Here is a 15,896-nt window from a genome sequence, read left to right as displayed (position 1 = left end):
CATAAGGCTAGCCGAAGCTAGCCTTATAAACTATTAACAACCGTCGGTTAAGCCAACAACTGATGTAGCAGGAGTATTTGCATCAGCTGCTTCAGTGTAAACAACGGTACAGTTAGCATCTGAGGCAACAGAGCTTGGGCGGAAAGTGATTACACCATCAGCGGTAGTATCAGCGCTCCAATCGCCAGTATTAGCGTCTACCCAAAATTGATAGTCTGCATTAGCTTCAGGATAGCCATATGCTGTATTGATAGTATTTCCAGAATCTGAAACTGAACTAGAATCTACACGCTCAACGCCTGCAATCGCAGATTTACTATAAACTAAGTTAGCCCCGCCTTTAAGCGCAGCCTCTAAACCACTTAAGGTTGAAACTCGCGCATCCGTTTGTAAGTTCAAAAACTTAGGTGCAGCTGTTACTGCCAAAATACCTAAGATGATAATCACAATCACCAATTCAATTAGCGTAAAGCCTTGCTGTTTAATTGCCTTCATTTCTATATCCTTAGAAAATTATTGATTTATAAATCGTTAGTTAGGAATGTTAGTAAAAACCCGCCCTGCGGCTGGTTGATACGTGAAATTGTTATATGAACCTTCATCGTTACCAGGATCCACGTAGGAACCGTCACTATTTTTAGCCAAAGAGTTTACTTGATAGAAAATACATCGCGTCTCCTCTGCGGCTCCCGTTACCGTGGTGTAATACTTGAAATAATCACCTTGGTTAGCTACCTCAGAGAAGGTAGCCGTAGCGCGGGCTGGATTTTGTAAAATAGCGTCCCACACTTTCAAGCACTTATCCCCGGATAAAGTACCAGGGTCCACGTCTTCATCGTCGCTGGTCATAGGATAACCAGGAGCAACACTGCCATTGCTTATTTGCGCTGCAGTAGGCGTGGTTAAATACACTTTTTGAGTATCATAAATAACGGCATTTTTGCCATTTTCACTAGGGCGACCTTCTGCCTCCCACTGTGCTCGAGCTAACGAGACACCAGTGGCAAAACCACCAGCTACGCCTTCTAAGCTAGCTACCTTAGCTTCTTCTGTTACATCTAAAAATCGCGGCAAAGCGGTAGCAGCTAAAATGCCCAGAATAACAATTACAATCACCAACTCAATCAGCGAGAAGCCAGCTTGTCTCATTGTAGATCTTGATACCGTAGAAATTGTTGTCACTGTTAGACTACCTCTTAAATCGGCTTTACAGCCATTCCTTTGTCATCAAACCTTGTTGCGGGTCATATATCAGTATGGCCACACCTAAAAACTCATAATGGCATTGCTGGTTTTTATAGGCTGCTGTCACGGCATTAGCTTGCCCACTTAGCTCAGCACCAACCATGTCACGCCACAATTCTCGGCACTGCTGGTTTGATGTAACCTTAGGCCACCCCGCTTTACTCATTGCTAAGCGTATTACTTCTAATGGCTTTTGCTCACCGCTAAGCGCATCGCGCTGGTATAAATTTATCTCCAGCTGCTCAGGGCGGAATCTAGCTATCCACAAACCATGAACTTGCGCCAGTTGTCTCACCCAAGTTTGAGCATATTCTTCTACGACTTGCCGTTCTACTTGATTAATTGTCCTAATAAAACTAATTAAAAGCAACAATACAACTAATAAAACTATGCAGAAGGTCACAAGCCAACTAAAGCGCGAGCGATTGTTATCCAATAACTCATGCAGATTCAATTAACCACCTCTCACCGCGCGCATCATGTCCCACATAGGGGTAAAGATGCCAAGTGCAAGAATCAGTACCATACCTGCGACCACAGTAATCAGTATTGGTTCAATACGCGCTGTTAAACTCTTTAAATCATAGTCTACTTCGCGCTCATAAAACTCGGCCGCTTCGGTAAGTAATTCATCGACTTGCCCGGTTTCTTCGCCCACCGAGATCATCTGTAATACCAAAGGTGTAAATAACTCACTGGCGATCGCGTTACGCAGCAAACTTTCTCCGCGTTCAATGCCGCGGCGCATTTCAACAATTCGCTCAGCCATGAACGCATTATCAACAGCGCTAGCCACTAAGGATAAGGCTTGGTTAAGCGGAACCCCCGCTCCCACCATCATCGCAAAACTGCGCGAAAAACGAGCCAGCAACGAACGCTCTATCACCGAGCCAACAACTGGTAAGCGCAATCGCGTTTTATCCCATAACATACGGCCTTTGGGAGTACTGATATACCAGCGCACCAAAAATACCGAGCCGATAGTTAGCACCAGTAACAAGGGCCAATAGTTAACAAAAAAGTTGGAGGTGCCAATCAAGATCCTTGTAGCTAAAGGCAGTTCCACGTTAAAACGACCAAAGATTTCGGCAAACTGGGGGATCACAAAAATGTTTAGAATCACCATGGCGATAACAATCGCTAAAATCACAAAAGTGGGATAACGCATCGCCGTTTTAATTCGTTTACGAGTATCCATTTCAAGCTCAAGATACTGAGAAAGCTGCAAAAATGCTTGTTCTAGCTGACCGGTATTTTCCCCAACATGAACAATACTCACAAACAGTTGAGAAAATACTTTAGGGTACTCCGCCATAGCGGTAGACAAGGTTCTCCCGCTACTCAACGCATCAGATACGCCAGCCAACGAGCGACGTAACAGCTTACTATGAGCGGTTTCGGCCAAGCCATTAATGGCGCGCATGATTGGAATGCCAGCCTTAGTTAACGAATACATTTGTCGAGTAAATACCACTAACTCATCAAGCTTTATTCGCCCTTCCCACAAAGTACTGACATCTAAAGAACCAAAGCCTTCGCCCTTGCCTTTACCCTCTGCGATTTTAATTGGGGTAAGCCCACGGCGCAGCAAGCTCTCTGCCGCAGCATTTTGATTGGCAGCTTCAATGTCACCATTAATCAGGCGACCAGTGCTATCGCGAACTTGATAGCGAAACAAAGCCATTATTGAGCATCTTCCTGAGCATTAGTAACGCTGCCATAAACGTCAATTTCTTCTACCAATCGCAGCACCTCTTCAACCGCAGTAACCCCTTTCTTTGCATAATCTAAAGCAGCTAATGACAAAGGGCGGTAATTTTTCGAGGCTTTTGCAGCCTTAGAAAACTCATCGGGGTCATCTCTACGCAAACCTTCCATCATTGCGTCATTGAGCTCAAGCATCTCAAACACACCTATTCGGCCTTTATAGCCAGTGTAGTTACAGCTCTGACAACCGTGCCCCTTGTAGAAGACCTGTTGGCTCAAATCGTCATTGCTAATGTGCTCAAGCCAAACTTTTTCTTCTAGTGAACTCGTATGTTCCTGCTTACAGTTTTCACATAGTCGGCGAACCAATCGCTGGGCGATAACCGCTCTTAAAGAACTTGCCACCAAGTAACCCGCTGCGCCCATATCGATTAAACGTAAGGCGCTGGTTATCGCATCATTGGTGTGCAGCGTTGTTAATACCAGGTGACCGGTTAATGCGCCTCGCAAGCCAATTTCCACGGTTTCCTGGTCACGCATCTCCCCCACCAGCAAAATATCGGGATCTTGACGCAAAGTTGTACGCAAAATATTGGAGAAATCGAGGCCAATTTTGCTGTTTACTTGTACTTGGTTAATCCGTGGCAGTCGATATTCAACCGGATCTTCAACGGTAATAATTTTCGACTCAGGCTGATTCAACTCACTCAAGGAACCATACAACGTGGTTGTTTTACCACTACCTGTTGGGCCAGTTACCACTATCATGCCGTGAGGGCGATGAAGCTGACGACGGTAACGCTCCATAATGTCGGCTGGCATACCGGTTTGCTCAAGCGACAATATGCCTGCCGATTGATCTAACAAACGCATCACTACTGATTCGCCGGCCTGAATAGGCATTGTGGATAAACGTACATCGATGGAATGGCCACGTACTTTAATATTAAAACGGCCATCTTGTGGTAAACGTTTTTCGGAAATATCCAAGCCCGACATCAACTTTAAGCGCAACACCATGGCCGAGGCAATTTGCACCTCATTAAGCACACTTTCTTGCAACACGCCGTCTACCCGTTGACGTATTCGCAGAACTTTTTCATCTGGCTCAATATGAATATCTGAAGCGCCCACCTGCACCGCATCTTCAAACAAGGACTGAAGCAGCTTAACAACGGTGGTTTCGTTACTCTCATCATCTGCGGTAGCGAGGCCAATATCAAACTCATCGCTACTGGCATATTCTTCTTTTAGCTCTTGAGCAAAGCCTTCAATCTCGCGGGTTCTTCGATAGAAACGGTCAAAGGCTTCGACAACCTGAGACTCCCTTGCCACCACATATTTAAGCTGATGAGGAGCTAACAGCGATGCTAAGGTGTCAATTGCCGAGAGATCGGCGGGATCGGAAATAGCGACGGTTAACACGTCGCCATCTTTGTGAATCACCAATGCGCGCAAGCGGCGAGCATGCACTTCGCCCAACAACACAACAGCGTTGGCATCAACAGAAATCTGCGCTAAATCCACAAACGGGATACCTAGCTGACGAGCCAAAAACTCCAGCAATTGCACCTCGGCAATTACTCCAAGCTCAATTAAGGTTGCCCCTAGTTTTCGACCCGACTGTTTTTGCTGCGCTAAGGCACTCATTAAATCGGCTTCACTGATCACCTGCTCGCTAACCAGCAAGTCTCCCAAGCGCATTCGTAATTTTGGTTGTGCCATTGTTTACTGCTCCAACTGTCGAATGCGATTAACCACAAAATCGCGAGAATTACTGGAAAGCTGTCCCATAAGTTCGGCTTGCTGATACGCGGCTAAGGCTTCTTGATAACTACCAAGCTTATCGTTGGCAATGGCGTAACCCAGCCACCAGCGGGCGCGTGAAGGTTCGTGCTTGACGAGTTTTTGATAGCTAGTTAAAGCCAACTCCTGTTTATCTAAGCGTTGCGCTAAACCCGCTAACATGGCGTAATAATCTACATTGCCGATTATGCTAGGTTCAGCACTTTCTAAGTAATAAATAGCCTGCGCTAGATTGTCTTGCTGCACAAAAATTCGCGCTAACATCACTCTAAACGAGCCACGCATTGGGCTTAGTTGTAAACCTTCTTCAAGCAAGTTAACGGCAGAGCGCAATTCTCCACGACCAAACATAAGCGCTGCAAGCTGCTCTCGCACTTCATGCGCTTGGTGGTCAAGCTGCAAGGCTTTTTGGAACTCTTTGCGGGCTTCATCCGATAGATTTTTATCTAGAGCCTGAAAACCGCGGCGAGTGTATAAGGCCACTTGCTGCTCACGGGTAAGCTTTAAAGGTTTAATCTCTAGCGTTGATTCTTGCTCGGCTTGCGGCTTGTCTTTAGCTTCAGCCGAGGGCTGCTTAGCTTTAGCGAGCTCAGCGTTTTTCGGCTCTTTTGCTTTAGCCTCCACCGGCTTATTGTTTGGCGCTTGTTTTGTTTCAAGCTCGACAAGCACTTGAGGATTTGTATCCACTGCCACTGTTGGCTCAACTTTAGGCGCCGTTACAACTATTGCAGCTGTAGGCTGAGCCACCTGTTTATTTGAGTCTGCTTCAAAGCTAGACTGTTCGGCTGAATTAGCATCTTCGCTAACTAAAGCCTGCGGTGTAGCAGCCTGGTTAATTGGCTCGGCCAGTTCTACATCAATGGCTTCGGCCACCGCTTGTAACTGTTCAGTTTCGGATGAAACGGCCAATGGATTAGCTTTTTGAGTTGCTTCAGCCACTACTTCAACGTCACTGCCCACTTCAATATTCTTAAAATAACGCAGTGCTAACCAAGCCGAGATAGCCAAGGCGATTAATACTAAAGCCATTAGAATATAAGCTCTGGCACTTTTGCCGCTATCTTCAACCAAAGGAGACATGCTTTGCGGATTGCTATTTTGCCGCTTATCCAGATCTTTTAGCATTTGGTTAATTACGCTCATAGTGACAAACTCCACCATGCAGCCGCCGCAATAGCGACACCGGCGCTTGCAGCGAGAACTAACCAGGTTGTTTGGCTTTGCGGCCTTACCGCATCTTCTGTATCAGCCACTGCTTGTTTAACCATTTTCACACTAACCTGTTGAGCGCCCTGACCATAACAAAGCATTAATACTTTATGGGCCAATATATTGATTAATCTAGGGATCCCGCGGCTAGCTCGCGTAAGCATCTTTAAGGAAGCAGCAGTAAACAAAGGGCCACCTCGATAACCGCTTAAGTGCAAGCGATGCTGAATATAGCTGGCCACTTCATCCTTTTCTAAAGCCCGTAGGCGATAAGAAAAGGTTATACGTTGGCGTAATTGACGTAACTGTTGGCTAGCCAAGCGCTCATCAAGTTCTGGCTGACCAAATAAAACCACGTGCAACAACTTGCGCTGCTCTGTTTCTAAGTTACCTAGTAAGCGAATCACTTCCAAGGCTTCATCACTTAGGGCTTGCGCTTCATCAATAAGCAATACAACCGGGCGCTGCTTGCTAGCTAAATCAATTAGGTGATGATGAATGCTTTCTAATACACTATGAGATGACGCTGTCGCATCCACTTGCAAACCTAGCTCACTGGCTAGTGCAGAATGAATTTGCTCTGCGGATAAGCAAGGATTTGGCAAATAAGCAAACTGGTAATCATCGCTCATTTCATTAAGCAGTTTTCGACATAACAGGGTTTTGCCTGTGCCTACTTCACCACTTACTTTAATAAAACCTTCACCCGATTTAAGCGCCGTTTGCAACACTTGAATAGCTTCGTCATGAGGCAACAAGGCTTGGTACAAACCGGTATTTGGTGTTAAACCAAAAGGAGCTTGTGAGAGGCCAAAATGTTCGAGATATACCGCCACCAATGTCCGCCTAGTTATCTTCTGGGTACCAAGTGTTTAACAACTCTTGTGATTTCTGCAGTTCGTTTTGCCAGGTATCTTGGGTAACCACCGTAGGCTGAATCAAAATCACTAGCTCAGTTTTCTGGTTAGATACCGCACGGTTGGTAAACAACTCACCTAAACCAGGAATAGACCCAATGAATGGAACTTTAGAGACTATTTCTTCCTGCTTAGAGCTCATCAAGCCACCAATAACCACCACATCACCAGAGCTAGCTTTAATTACCGTATCTGTTTCTCGAATATCGCTTTGTGCCAGTGGTAAATCCAAGCTATCCGCATCGCTACCAAAGCTAATTACTTTACGTTGCTCTTTTACATCGGTAACCGAAGGGTGAACATGCAACAACACTTCGCCTTGGTCATTGATTTGCGGGGTCACATCTAAGGCCACACCAGAGAAGAACGGAGTAAGCTCCACACTTGGATTAGTAACAGGGTTAGTACCGGTAATAGTGGTATTGGATACGTCGGTGACAAAGTACTCATCGGTACCGACTTTAATCACCGCTTTTTGGTTGTTGGAGGCTGTGATTCGTGGGCTAGACAGCACGTTTACATCACCCTGAGTTTGCAAAAGTTTTACCACAGCTTGGAAGTTGCCGTCGGTAACCGTTAAGGCACCGCCGCCGCCCAGCACGCTACTGATGGCATCACCAGGGATTTGCGATACGCTGTTGAATAATACTTCTGTAGAACCAAATACATCACCAGCATTGGTCCAATCAATGCCTTGCTGATAACCGTCGCTCAAGGTCACTTCAATAATCTTGGCCTCTAACACCACTTGGCGTTGCAGGTTTTTCTCTGAGTGACTTAAGAAGGTTTTAATGGTACGAATTTCGTCAGGAAAAGCGCGAACCGTCACTAAACCGGCTTGCGGGCTAACCACAACCATTCGTCCGTCGTTGGCGTAAGAAGTATCGTTACCACGATCACGGCGCATGTTTATGCCTATCATGCCGCGTAAGGTTTCTTCTAATTCATACCAAAAACGCGTTTCAGTAGCCGACTCAATCTTGGTACCGTTGAAGCTATCACTGCGATTAGAGCTGCTGTTGTTATTGTTGTTATTCGAATAGTTGTTAGACGAATTATTACTTGATGAGTTATTCGAATAGTTGTTACCCGAACTATTGTTATTGTCGCTGTCACTGCCGGTTATACCGCCGGAGTTAATACGCGTACGAGTATAACCATAACGCTCTAGCATCAAGTAGTTTAATGGAATGGTTTCGATGCGCATGCCGGCCGGATATACATGCAAAATTTTGCCGCGACGCTTAATGTCGTAACCATACATATCAGCCACTACATCAATCGCTTCTTTAAGCGTTACCTCTTTAAGTTTTAAGGTAATTTGACCTTCTACACCTGGATGTAAAGCCACACTAAGCGGCGAGCCTTTAATCAGTGCGGGGAAAAACGCTTTAGCATCTACATTACGGGCATTGACATCGAAGCGGTGTTCAACTTGCAATAAATTACCGGGCTGCAAGGCTAGCTCTGGCATTAGCTCAGCTTCAACTTCCGCTGGAAGCTCAGGAGCACTGATGGCATTATCCGTTGGCACTTGGGCCTCGGAAATTGCTTGCTTAGCTTCTACAGGATCGGGGCGATTGGTACTTTGACAAGCACCCACCAATACCACCATACAACCTATAAAAATCCGTTTGATATACATGTATTACTGCCCCTGCACAGTGACGCGTTTTACCGACACCTTGTCCAATTTGATTTTATATTGCTTACCCGCTCGGGCTAACACCACATAATCTTGGTGAAGTCGGCTTAAAGTAAAGCCGGAAATATTTTGATTTACTGCTACAAAGCGCTGATTAAGAATAGCGCCTGGTTGCTCACCACCGACAATAATTGCCTGTAAACTCGGTAACGCTGCTCGCTTGGTGGTGCTAGTATGCTTGCTGCTGTTTGGTGGCGCAGTAGGATCACTCAAGGAGCTAGCGAAACCATTGCTAGCTATTAACGAACACCCCAGCAATATCAAGCAAAGAGATTTAACCACTGATAAAGTCCTTATTGGTACTTAAGGTATATATGTCGATAGTGATATCTGCCTTGGGATACTCGTCTACTTGATAATCAATTAGTTGCCACAAAAATCGCTGCGGAAGATCTTCAACAATCTGTAAATACTTAAGCAATGGAAAATACCCGCCACTGAGTTTTAAGCGGATCCCATGACGATAGAAATTTAAACTATCGGGATTGCTTTCTTCACTGCTTAATACTGGCTTTGGTGCTAAAGAGTCCATAGCCACTAACACTAAGCCTGGGCTTTTTTGCAATAACTGCTCGAGTACTTCCGCCATTTGCTCAACAGGAATCAAGCCAGCTTGCTGCTGCTCTAGCGACTGATCGATTTGCGCCAGTTGTATTTTTAACTGTTTTAGCTGGCGGCTAATATCCTGGTTGGGATCTTCACGTAATTTGTTGTTACTAAACTCGATCAGGTTTACGTTTTCGTTGTACTTTGCATTTGCTTGTACCAGCTCTTTTTCTGCTCGCGCTTGCTTTAAGCTCGCAGGCTCAATCCACAGGTAATAACTGGGAAGCACTACAATAACCAATCCGGTTATGAAAATAAGTACCCGTTCTCGAAGGCTTAAGGCGGCAAAACGTAGCTGCCATTGTTGCCATTGCTCACTCACTGGCACCTCCTAGCATACGCTCGTCATGGTTAGAGCCACTTAAACTGAAGTGCAATTGTTGTTGCTCATCGCGATAAATTTTTAAACCGGCAAACTGCTGCTGTGACAAATCAGGATAATGTTTAAATTGCTTGAGCCATTTGGGCACCGCTTCGCTACTAGTTGATTGACCAGCCAAAGCCATTTTGCCTCGCTGGATGCTAATTTGGGTTAGCCAAATCTGCTGGTCTTGAATAGATGCCAAGGCCGATAAAGAAGAGGAGAAGCCGTTGTTCGCATAACTTTGACCTTGCAAGCGTTGCTCAAGCAGCCGTTTTAGTTTCAATTCTTGCTCAGCTAAGCTCAGTTGCTGTTGCAATCTTGGATCTACTGCTCGTTGCTCTATTGCAGCTTTTAGCTGAGCAAGCTGCTGCTCTTGCGAGTTAACTAGTTTACGTTGAGCGGCAGCCTCAACCACGGCGGAACCTGTTTGTTGCTGTTGCCAAAAACCCCACGCTAAAGCAATTATACCAACCAATAACCATAGTCCTACGGCTTGCCTTAACGAGCCTCGCTCTGGTTTGGGTCTGAACTCTTCGGTATAGAGGTTAATCCTTGTTTTCACGACAGTACCCCTTCTTGTAAGCCGGCAAGAGCAGGGATTTTATAGTATTGGTCACTAGACTCTATCGCCGAGATATCCAACAAGGCGACGTTGGGGGTCAGATTCTGCTGTAGCTGTTGGGCTATTTCATCGCAAAAGCGGCTAGGAATGGCTAATTGAATATGGCTTACATCAGGCAGTTTCAAAGTGGCACTAATGTAGTCGATAGAACGTTGTAGCTCTAAACTTAAACTGTCGAAGAAAGTTTGAGTAAATTCAATCTCCTGCATTTTGCCTAAACCAGAAAATGCCCGCAGTTGCCGAGAAAAACACACTTGCCCTTGGCGCACCACTATCAGCTCTAAATCTCCGGCTTTTGGTTGCCACAGCAGCATTTGGCAACGGTCGTTGTTTTCCAACAAGTTAACTGCAGCCAACGTTTCAATTGTAATACCTTCAAGCTGAATATCTTGCTGCTGAGCTATTTGCACTAGCTGCTGGATAATCTGTTTACGCACACAAACAACATTCAGCTTTTCGCTAGCCATGGGAGTGGTAGGAGCTTGATAGTAATCGATAGCTAAGTCGGGGATCTGTTCGGCGACCATATCTTTGATGGTCCAAGGCACTGCGCCAGCTAACTCTTCATCGGGAACACTAGGCTTTTCTACCTGAAACTGTTGGTAGTGCTGGCTACCCAATACAAACACAATTTGATGGTCACTGGATAACTGAGCTTCCTTACATAAGCTCGCAAAAGCTGCGGGCCATTGTTCAATAGAATCAATAGCTTGCTCAAAGGTTTGTTCATTTTGATTAGCCAGAACCAAAAAGTCAGGGCGCAAATAAGCACTACAACGAGTTTTTGCGGTATTTCTTCGCCAAAACGCTAAGCCCATCGAGTCATTGTCCTTTGATGATATCCATGTCAAACACTAGTCATCTAGTCTAAACTTTTCTTTTATTTTTTAAAGCATTGGCCGACAAATATGTGCTAATTCTCAAGGTTAAAAGCGGTATATCTAGTAACTGTAGATTAGCTATACAAATACCACACTTATTCATCAAATAAATCTAAGCTAAGTGTGAGTTAAATAGGCTCGGGTTTACTAAACAAAAAGCCCTGAGCATGATGAACGCCTAAACGCTGCAAAACTCGCCACTCTTCATTACGTTCAACACCTACTGCCATCACTTGCACCCGACCTGCACAACTGGCTACCAATGAGCTCACGGCTAACTGATTAACTTGCCGCACTTGAATATCTCGAACCAAACTAGTGTGCAGCTTTAAGTATTCCAACTTAAGCTCACTAATGTATTGAGTACTAACAACACGCTGACCAGCGCGCTCAACAGCTAGCTTAATACCTTTTTTATTTAAGGCTTTTAAGCGTAGCATTTCAGTATCGTTGAGTTGCGATAGCTGCGTTTCAGGAAACTCCAGCACCAGCTTTTGGCATTCTTTAAATGGAACAGAAAATACCCATTGTAGTAAATCACGCATTACCGACTGCTTAATCACAGTCGCTATGTTTAAGTTAATACTAATGGGCTGGCGAGAGTATTTAACCTGTTGCATCGCAAATTTTAAGGCATGCTGATCAAAATCAGCCTGCAAACCACTTTTTTCAGCCCAAGGTAAAAATACACCCGCGTTAATCACTTCACCTTGGTAGTCGGTAATACGCGCAAGCAGCTCTTTGTAACAAACGCGTCCATCCTCATCAAAAACTTCTTGTTGATAATAGTGCAGCGCCTCGTTACTAAGCACATGCTGCAGTAAAGTACGCCAACGCACCGACCCCTTGCCGGTTTGGGTAGAACTCAACTCACGAGGGACCGCATACCAACCATTATGTCGCTGCATCTGCGCAACTCTTAAGGCATCCTCAGCTTGCTCAATAACCAACTGCGCGTTATCACCATATTCATAACCCGCGATACCGATGTAGAAGAAGTCATCGGCCTCGGCCACTTCAGGCAGGGGAATGCGCTCGAGTAATTTTAAGATACCTGCTGCGGTATCTTCAGCTTCATCCAAGGTAGATAGCGGCATTAGTAAAGCAAAGGCATCGCCGCTGTAGCGTGCTAGGTTCACATCAATATTACGACGGGTGTACTGCTTTAAAGCCTCAGAGCTTTGCTGCAAAATTGCATCGCCTTCGTTACGAGCATATTGGTAGTTAACATCGTCCATGCCACGCAGATATACCAACAATACCGCGCCGGTGTGCGCATCAGCATCGCCAATCTCCGCTTCCAGCTGATTTAGAAAGTGAGTGCGATTTGATAGCTGAGTAAGTTCATCAACAAAGGCATTATTGCGAATAATACAATCAAAGCGGCTACGCTCTTGGCGAGCTTCAATAAGTTGAGTGATCAACTGCTCAATCGCCTTACTCGCAGCATTGGGCCACTCTTTGCCACTGCCTTGCTGCACATCGCGCAGGCGACCTGCGAGAATTTGATTGCCGCGAGTTTGCAGCAATTCAGCACCGTACATAATGCTTTTTAGCCAGCGAAATACAGCGATTAAGCCTAAGGCAACAATCAGCACACCACCACCAATACCTAACATCGCTTCCGGTTCATAGGTGAGCTGTTTAAAGGGTTGTTCTACCCAAATTTGAATAAAAAAGTCAGGATGAGCCGCTAAGGGGTAACGATAAGGAATTAAGTTATTGCTATTGCCAGTGTAATTAAGCTCACGAAAGGTATAAATAACCCCGCCGCGATTAGCTACCTCTAGCACTTGAATATTATGAGCACGCAGCCAATTTGGTAACCATTGAGCAAATTCTGGCGTTTCTGGTTGAACACTCAGCTGTCCATCGATCACTTCAACGACCGAACGCAACTGGTGTTGCTGCTGATTAAATGCCAACTGACGGAAGGTAAGCGCACCCCCAAGCAATACCAATAGCACTGCCACCACTACGCAGCTAATGGTAAATACTATGATCCGACTGGAAAATTTCATTAAGGGTGTTCCTCACCTTCAAGCTCTTAGTCGCACCATCCTTTGGTATGACCATTGCTTGAGTATATCAGTAAATTGCAAATAGCTTGGTAATCACAAACAAAAAGACCAGCCGAGGCTGGTCTTTAGCTCAAAAGTGACCAGATATTATGGTCGTAGCATTCTCTCGCCACGGCTCATGCCACATACGCCACTACGTACAACTTCTAAAATTTCAGTTGATTGAGATAGTGTCTTTAAGCAGGCATCTAACTTCGCGCTGTCACCACTTAACTGCATCACATACATGCTTGGTGTAACGTCGACAATTTGACCGCGGAAGATGTCACAAGTTCGCATCACTTCTTCACGGGTAGAACCCGCTGCACGCACTTTAACCAACATAATTTCACGCTCTACATGCTCAGCCTCGGTGAGTTCAGACACTTTTAACACGTCGACTAGCTTGTTCAGCTGTTTAGTAATTTGCTCGATGGTGTTTTCATCACCAAAGGTACAAATAGTCATACGTGACAAGGTTGGGTCTTCCGTGGTTGATACAGTTAGTGAATCAATGTTGAAACCACGCTGTGAAAACAATCCGGTAACGCGAGACAAAGCGCCGGCTTCGTTTTCTAATAATACTGAAATAATTCGGCGCATTATGTTCTCTCCGTTTTGCTTAACCACATATCTTTCATTGACTCGGTTTTAATCTGCATTGGGTAAACATGCTCTTCAGGATCAACCATGATATCCATAAATACCACGCGATCTTTCATCGAGAAGGCTTTCTCCATGGCTTCATCTAACTCATCGGGATGATTAACTTGCATACCAACATGGCCATAGGCCTCTGCTAGTTTCACAAAATCAGGTACCGAATCCATGTAAGAGTGCGATTGACGACCATCGTAGAACATTTTTTGCCACTGCTTAACCATGCCCAGCGAACGGTTGTTTAGTGAAACAATTACCACCGGTACGTTGTATTGCAAACAAGTTGAAAGCTCTTGAATATTCATTTGAATCGAGCCATCACCGGTTACACAAGCAACAGTTGCATCAGGAAAGGCAAACTTAACCCCCATAGCTGCCGGGAAACCAAAACCCATGGTGCCTAAACCACCAGAGTTAATCCAACGACGCGGCTTATCAAAGGGATAATACAAGGCAGCAAACATTTGGTGCTGACCCACATCAGAGGTTACGTATGCATCGCCCTTAGTAGCGCGATACATTGATTCGATCACTTGTTGCGGCTTAATTAACGTATCGCTTTTGGCGTAGTTTAAGCACTTACGGCTGCGCCATTCTTCAACTTGTGCCCACCAATCTTTAAGACTGTCAGCATCGTTTTTAGCGTCAGTTTCTTTAATGCACTCAAGCATTTGATCGATAACCGAATCAACCGAGCCAACAATGGGGATGTCTGCACGGATCGTTTTCGAAATAGACGTTGGGTCTATATCAATATGCAAAATAGTGGCATTAGGACAGAACTTCTTCACGTTGTTAGTTACACGGTCATCAAAGCGTGCACCTACGGCAAAAATAACGTCTGCATTATGCATCGACATGTTGGCTTCGTAAGTACCATGCATACCCAACATGCCCACAAAACGTGAGTCTGTAGAGGGGAAGGCGCCTAAACCCATTAAGGTTGAGGTAACCGGCATGTTGAATATTTCAACTAGCTTGCTAATTTGCTCGCCAGCTTCAGCCATAATTGCGCCACCACCAATGTATAACACTGGTTTTTCGGCTTCAGCTAAGGCTTTAACCGCTTTCTTAATCTGCCCTTTGTGACCAGTTAGCGTTGGGTTGTAAGAACGCATGCTAACTGACTTAGGATATTCATAAGGGAACTTAAGTAGAGGGTTTTGAACATCTTTAGGCAAGTCGATAACCACCGGACCAGGACGACCAGTAGATGCGATGTAATACGCTTTTTTGATAGCCGCTGGGATTTCCTCGGCCTTTTTAACTAAAAAGCTGTGTTTTACTACGGGGCGCGAAACGCCGATCATGTCGGTTTCTTGGAAGGCATCTTGGCCAATCAAGCCTGTTGGTACCTGACCAGATAACACCACCATTGGAACCGAATCCATATAAGCAGTAGCAATACCGGTAATGGTATTTGTAGCGCCAGGTCCAGAGGTAACCAATACCGTACCTACTTCACCAGTTGCTCGTGCATAGCCATCGGCCATGTGCACAGCAGCTTGCTCGTGCCTTACCAATACATGTTCAATATCGCTACTATCAAACAGTGCATCATATACATCTAATACTGAGCCACCAGGGTAGCCAAAAATGTGTTTAACACCCTGATCTTGCAAACAGCGGACGACCATTTCGGCGCCGGATAACTTCTCCATGTTCAAGCCTCCAGGCTTTATTTATTGTAATTGTGGGGATAACTCTATTGTGTTGCGGGAAATGGGACTTAATATCCTGTCTTCCAAGGCTAGCACTTTAACGTTTCTTTACCCCCAGCGTCTACGCTTTTGTCTGCTCTTTCTATTCTTTTAAGCAGCTAATCATATAAAACAGCTCAAGCTTCTTGTAGCCACCTAAGAGTTATCTTCTAAGCAAGGCACAAAAAACCGGATGATAAGCAAGTTAACACCCGGTGATTCAGCACTACCTTAAAGCACTTAACTACTTAATAGTATCATGCTCTTCTGTTAGCCAAATTTGCTGCTCAGGATCAGAATCTTCACTCAGGGAGATGCTTACCCCCATGTCGTATAGCTCTTGGATGGTCATATTGTTAGCTAACTCCATGACCTCACCGTCTTCATTAGTAAAACGCATGTTCCCTCCAAATC

16 protein-coding genes are annotated in these 15,896 nt (G+C 45.2%); all 16 read right to left on the bottom strand.

The window, feature by feature from the left end; translation table 11 throughout:
• Positions 1 to 33 precede the first annotated feature (33 nt).
• Positions 34 to 495, bottom strand: a complete 462-nt coding sequence (locus LQZ07_RS24615; RefSeq protein WP_152780664.1) for a prepilin-type N-terminal cleavage/methylation domain-containing protein — start codon at positions 493 to 495, stop codon at positions 34 to 36.
• 36 nt (positions 496 to 531) lie between these two features.
• Complete coding sequence (locus LQZ07_RS04780; protein ID WP_016400721.1) at positions 532 to 1,149, bottom strand: Tfp pilus assembly protein FimT/FimU; 618 nt, start codon at positions 1,147 to 1,149, stop codon at positions 532 to 534.
• A gap of 58 nt (positions 1,150 to 1,207) precedes the next feature.
• The gene (locus LQZ07_RS04775; RefSeq protein WP_152780666.1) at positions 1,208 to 1,699 is read right to left on the bottom strand and encodes a hypothetical protein; all 492 of its coding nucleotides are present in this window, start codon (positions 1,697 to 1,699) and stop codon (positions 1,208 to 1,210) included.
• On the bottom strand, positions 1,700 to 2,929 hold the full coding sequence (locus LQZ07_RS04770; RefSeq protein ID WP_152780668.1) for a type II secretion system F family protein: 1,230 nt from the start codon (positions 2,927 to 2,929) through the stop codon (positions 1,700 to 1,702).
• Complete coding sequence (locus LQZ07_RS04765) at positions 2,929 to 4,677, bottom strand: GspE/PulE family protein (RefSeq protein ID WP_152780670.1); 1,749 nt, start codon at positions 4,675 to 4,677, stop codon at positions 2,929 to 2,931. Before LQZ07_RS04765 ends, LQZ07_RS04770 begins: the two co-directional genes overlap by 1 nt.
• A gap of 3 nt (positions 4,678 to 4,680) precedes the next feature.
• Positions 4,681 to 5,901, bottom strand: a complete 1,221-nt coding sequence (locus LQZ07_RS04760; RefSeq protein ID WP_194164073.1) for a lipopolysaccharide assembly protein LapB — start codon at positions 5,899 to 5,901, stop codon at positions 4,681 to 4,683.
• Positions 5,898 to 6,803, bottom strand: coding sequence for an ExeA family protein (locus tag LQZ07_RS04755; protein ID WP_249483534.1), 906 nt, complete (start codon positions 6,801 to 6,803; stop codon positions 5,898 to 5,900). The genes LQZ07_RS04760 and LQZ07_RS04755 overlap by 4 nt, the downstream gene beginning before the upstream one ends.
• Positions 6,804 to 6,813: 10 nt before the next feature.
• Positions 6,814 to 8,529, bottom strand: a complete 1,716-nt coding sequence (gene mshL, locus LQZ07_RS04750) for a pilus (MSHA type) biogenesis protein MshL (protein WP_040306926.1) — start codon at positions 8,527 to 8,529, stop codon at positions 6,814 to 6,816.
• A 3-nt stretch (positions 8,530 to 8,532) separates the two neighbouring features.
• Entirely contained in the window at positions 8,533 to 8,871 is a 339-nt protein-coding gene (locus LQZ07_RS04745; RefSeq protein ID WP_152780675.1) for a hypothetical protein, read from the bottom strand.
• Positions 8,864 to 9,517, bottom strand: coding sequence for a type II secretion system protein GspM (gene gspM, locus LQZ07_RS04740; RefSeq protein WP_152780677.1), 654 nt, complete (start codon positions 9,515 to 9,517; stop codon positions 8,864 to 8,866). The genes LQZ07_RS04745 and gspM overlap by 8 nt, the downstream gene beginning before the upstream one ends.
• Positions 9,510 to 10,121 carry a PilN domain-containing protein gene (locus LQZ07_RS04735; protein WP_152780678.1) on the bottom strand — a complete coding sequence of 204 codons (612 nt, stop codon included), beginning with the start codon at positions 10,119 to 10,121 and terminating at the stop codon, positions 9,510 to 9,512. The genes gspM and LQZ07_RS04735 overlap by 8 nt, the downstream gene beginning before the upstream one ends.
• The gene (locus tag LQZ07_RS04730; RefSeq protein WP_152780680.1) at positions 10,118 to 10,999 is read right to left on the bottom strand and encodes an MSHA biogenesis protein MshI; all 882 of its coding nucleotides are present in this window, start codon (positions 10,997 to 10,999) and stop codon (positions 10,118 to 10,120) included. Before LQZ07_RS04730 ends, LQZ07_RS04735 begins: the two co-directional genes overlap by 4 nt.
• A 191-nt stretch (positions 11,000 to 11,190) precedes the next feature.
• The gene (locus LQZ07_RS04725) at positions 11,191 to 13,083 is read right to left on the bottom strand and encodes an EAL domain-containing protein (RefSeq protein ID WP_152780682.1); all 1,893 of its coding nucleotides are present in this window, start codon (positions 13,081 to 13,083) and stop codon (positions 11,191 to 11,193) included.
• Positions 13,084 to 13,230: 147 nt separating this feature from the next.
• The gene (gene ilvN, locus LQZ07_RS04720; protein ID WP_016400709.1) at positions 13,231 to 13,725 is read right to left on the bottom strand and encodes an acetolactate synthase small subunit; all 495 of its coding nucleotides are present in this window, start codon (positions 13,723 to 13,725) and stop codon (positions 13,231 to 13,233) included.
• Positions 13,725 to 15,443 (bottom strand): acetolactate synthase 3 large subunit, encoded by a 1,719-nt coding sequence (locus tag LQZ07_RS04715; RefSeq protein WP_152780684.1) that lies wholly within the window; start codon positions 15,441 to 15,443, stop codon positions 13,725 to 13,727. The genes ilvN and LQZ07_RS04715 overlap by 1 nt, the downstream gene beginning before the upstream one ends.
• A gap of 283 nt (positions 15,444 to 15,726) precedes the next feature.
• Complete coding sequence (locus tag LQZ07_RS04710; protein ID WP_194164074.1) at positions 15,727 to 15,882, bottom strand: hypothetical protein; 156 nt, start codon at positions 15,880 to 15,882, stop codon at positions 15,727 to 15,729.
• Positions 15,883 to 15,896: the final 14 nt, after the last annotated feature.

The organism is Agarivorans sp. B2Z047 (genome assembly GCF_023373605.1).
GTDB lineage: Bacteria > Pseudomonadota > Gammaproteobacteria > Enterobacterales > Celerinatantimonadaceae > Agarivorans > Agarivorans albus.
Note: the sequence above shows the minus strand (reverse complement) of the source record. Positions and strands in the feature narration are given on the sequence as shown.